5 protein-coding genes are annotated in these 3565 nt (G+C 32.0%); all 5 read left to right on the plus strand.

Annotation, left to right across the window (positions count from 1 at the left end):
* The first annotated feature begins 136 nt into the window (after positions 1 to 136).
* The 5 genes from LRA01S_RS10260 (at position 137) to LRA01S_RS10275 (ending at position 3482) form a co-directional block, all read left to right on the plus strand.
* Positions 137 to 322, plus strand: coding sequence for a hypothetical protein (locus LRA01S_RS10260; RefSeq protein ID WP_061775518.1), 186 nt, complete (start codon positions 137 to 139; stop codon positions 320 to 322).
* Positions 323 to 334: 12 nt separating this feature from the next.
* Positions 335 to 1417 (plus strand): hypothetical protein, encoded by a 1083-nt coding sequence (locus tag LRA01S_RS10265; protein WP_061775519.1) that lies wholly within the window; start codon positions 335 to 337, stop codon positions 1415 to 1417.
* Positions 1418 to 1458: 41 nt separating this feature from the next.
* Positions 1459 to 1596, plus strand: coding sequence for a hypothetical protein (locus LRA01S_RS10995; protein ID WP_156470239.1), 138 nt, complete (start codon positions 1459 to 1461; stop codon positions 1594 to 1596).
* Between the two features lie 84 nt (positions 1597 to 1680).
* Entirely contained in the window at positions 1681 to 2475 is a 795-nt protein-coding gene (locus tag LRA01S_RS10270; RefSeq protein WP_061775520.1) for a hypothetical protein, read from the plus strand.
* A gap of 113 nt (positions 2476 to 2588) precedes the next feature.
* A complete protein-coding gene (locus tag LRA01S_RS10275; protein ID WP_061775521.1) occupies positions 2589 to 3482 on the plus strand; it encodes a hypothetical protein in 894 nt (297 codons plus the stop codon).
* The last annotated feature ends 83 nt before the right edge of the window (positions 3483 to 3565 follow it).

Consider the following 3565-nt stretch of genomic DNA (forward strand, 5'->3'; position numbering starts at 1 on the left):
TGTCAAGTGCTTTTTAAAACTTTTTATACATTTACCGTAGATACTTATAAATAAAGGCTTTGTAGGGATTGGCTAACGAAAAACAGGAAGAAGAATATTGTCAAATACTTTTTTAAATCTAAAGGAGATACACAGAATGACACCAGCAACTTATCAAGCTTTTTATTGCTACGACAGCAAGTTATCAGTACACTTACGCAACAAAGGTTTTACATGCTTGACCATTGCGAAGAATAGACAAACAAACAATCTATTTAGTCTTTATGTAAGAGATGAAGAACTTAACGAAGAATTGAAAAAATACAATGAAAGCCTAGTCTAAGGAGATACACACATGAAACCATATTATTCAATTACAAATACTATTTTTAATAACAAAGACATGAACGAGTGGGACTATGCAACATTAGTTGCTATAGCTTTTAATAACTTGCCTTTTGTTTCAAACGCAGAAAGCAAAACAACTGAAATAGAAACAAGTTATGTATCAACAGAAACTTTGCTTGACACACTGAAAATTGAAAACGACAACAGAAACAGAAACAGAGATAAGATAAATGAATCTTTGAAAAAACTTGCAAAAGCAAGCGTTGTAAAAGTTGTTGATGTAAAAGAAATCGCAAAAAGAAAATACTTTAAATTTAGTCAAGAGGTTTCAACAAAAGGTGCTAATCAAGGTTTTAGTTCAATCACAGCAGAAGAATTTGAAAAAATTGTCTTTGGGATTGAAAAAGCAACTGATAAAGTTAAAGCATTAGCTTGTTATGTATCTATCGCTCATAGAGTATTTAGAGCAACGAAAACAGAAAAGGATGCAAATTTCAATTGGTCAAGCAACTTATCTAACTATATATGCTGGGACACGCTTGAAACAATCGGGAAAAATTATAACACAGGGCGTAAGGCAGTAGCTAAGACAGTTGAAATGTTGATTGAGGTTGAGGCTATTGCAAGCAAGAAAGTTAAATTAAAAGGCAAAAGCAATAAAGAAGAAAAGTTAATATTTGCTAAGTTTAGCGATAAAGATGAACTGTATGCTTATGTTGCAGAACAAATTGCAAGCGGTGAATACCTTAAAGCAAATGATAAAGTTGCTAAAGCTGAGGTAATTGAGGTAACTGAGATTGCAGTTGTTGAAGAAGTCGTTGAGGTGGCTGAGGAGCAATTACAAACAGTTGTTACTTATAATGCTGATGAAGTTGTAAGAAAGCATACAAAGCAAGTTGAGAAGAAAGAGGATAACCAAAAAGTGATTAATATTAATGATGATGAGAGAATGAAAAAACTTGAAGCATTAGCAAGCTTTAAAAATGTTAAGAATGTTAAGAATGTTGATGAAAAAGAAGAAGAAAGCAAAGCAGATGCGTTTGATTTGCTGGCAGAGTACAGAACAGATAAGAAAACAGCGACTGTCTAAGATAGCGATAGCGTAACATAGCAGAAAATGGAGAAAACAAAATGACTAATACTAATACAAATACAACTACAGCAACGATAGAAGAACTTGCAATGAGATCATTGATAACAGAATTGAAATTCATGAATCTGAAAATTGATATGCTTGAACAAGAAATTGATCAAAAATTAAATAAATAAACAGCGCAGGACGAGTGCTTTAAGAATTAAAATTTAACAAAATATGGGGGTTCTTTCAAACTTAAAAAGAATGGAAGAACTGAAATGAATAAAAAATATGAAAAACAATTATACAGAATTATAAAAAAAGGTGTGCAAGAACGAGTGTGGCAAAATGATGGAAGTTGGACAGATGAGCAGAAACAGCTAAAAAACATGTACGAAAATCATCTATACATGAAAGAAGCAATCAAACTGTTTTGGACATACGAGGAGGCTTATGACAATGTAATAACGCAAGATGCTTATGTTGAAGCCTACAAAAAAATTAGCTTTAGATATCTAAAAAAAGTCGATTGGTACAACGAAAGCAAAGATAGAGAATTTATTGAAAAGTGTGTGACATGGCGAGCTGATAGAGCTTATAAAAGTAATTTAATCGAACTCATGACTGTTAAACAACTTGAATTGCTTGGTTACACGGTATTCAGACACAAGCTGATTGATATTGTCATGGGCGTTGACTTAGTAGCTGTGAAAGATAACAAATGTTGGTATGTGCATGTAACAAAAAATAGTGAATATAGTAGAAGAAAAGTATTTACAAAAAGCAACTATAGAAATATGACGATAGACAAGATGAATTTTGGCTTCACGAGAGATTTTAGAAAGCATGTCAAATTTTTATATAGTTGTAATGAAGGTAAGAATAACACAGTTAAAAATGGGTTGCCTTTGTTTCGTAATGATTATGTTTTAGATAAATTAGATGACAAACACAGCTTTGATTTTAATGACGAATATAATCAACTGAGACGATTAAGCAGAAGTGTTAATAATAGAGTAATTGAGTTTGTAAGCACAGATAATAAATTTACAATAAGTGAATCAAGCGAATGACGATCGTTTGAGTAAAGTAAGATTGAACGAGTGGGATCGTTTAATTTAATAAGTAATAGCAATAAAATATGGGGGGTTCTTTGTTTATCTAAAAAAGATAACGGAGAACTAGAATGAACAAGAATGAATTAAGAAAAAATGAAATTATTGAGCAAATGCTTGAAAGCAAATGGATGAATGTTTATGTTAATAAATTAAATAAGAAGTTTGGCAAATACTCAACCAAAGATTGGAATCCGTCAAAAGACAGCTTAATCAGCAACTTGTGGGAGTCGCTGATTATCTACGAACGAAACAATGATATTAACGCTGAGTTTTCTGAGATTGAGAAGTATTGTTTTCAGAAGGCTTATACATTAACAAGCGAGGAATTTATCAGCGAAACTGGTAAATACAGAATGGGTAAGAAAAAGGAATGGCAACAAACGCTTGTAGAGTACAAAGATGAGTACACAGCAAAGAAACATTACTTTGATGATTACCCTAGCTTGCAAGATGAATATGTGTATGATAACACTAAATTAGATTCATTACCTAATAAGGCTTATGCTTGTGACTTTGCAGAGAACTTGACTAAATCACAATCGACATTTGTTAAATCAGTTTTGAATTTAGGCGTGGATGCGACAATTCATAACTTAGAATTGAATAAGAAAAGTTTCAACAATCGCTTGAATAGAACGATTAAGGCAATCGAAACTAAACGAAGTAAATATAATATTGTGTCAGAGAGCGACAAGGTGACGGTTGACAGATTGAGTTTGATTGATCTAGTGTTGACTGTGATCGAGGATGAACAAGCGAACGAAATTATGATTTTTAAAAGTTTGGTTAGTGTATATGAAAGTGAATTGAGTTATTTGTATCTTGAAGCATTTGACGGAATTGAAGTCGAAATAGCTTATCAAGCGTTTAAGGAAAACAAAGGCAGACATTATGCTTATAAGTTGTGTGATGCAATATATGATGAAAAAGACAAGTTAGAAAATATGCTAAAAGTTGCATAGAAGATTTAAGGCTAAGGTGTTATGCTTTAGCTTTTTTTTTGTTTTAATTTTTTAAAAATCGGGGATGGGCGGAGTATATATTA

The organism is Pseudolactococcus raffinolactis NBRC 100932, from assembly GCF_001591765.1.
Taxonomy (GTDB): Bacteria; Bacillota; Bacilli; order Lactobacillales; family Streptococcaceae; genus Pseudolactococcus; species Pseudolactococcus raffinolactis.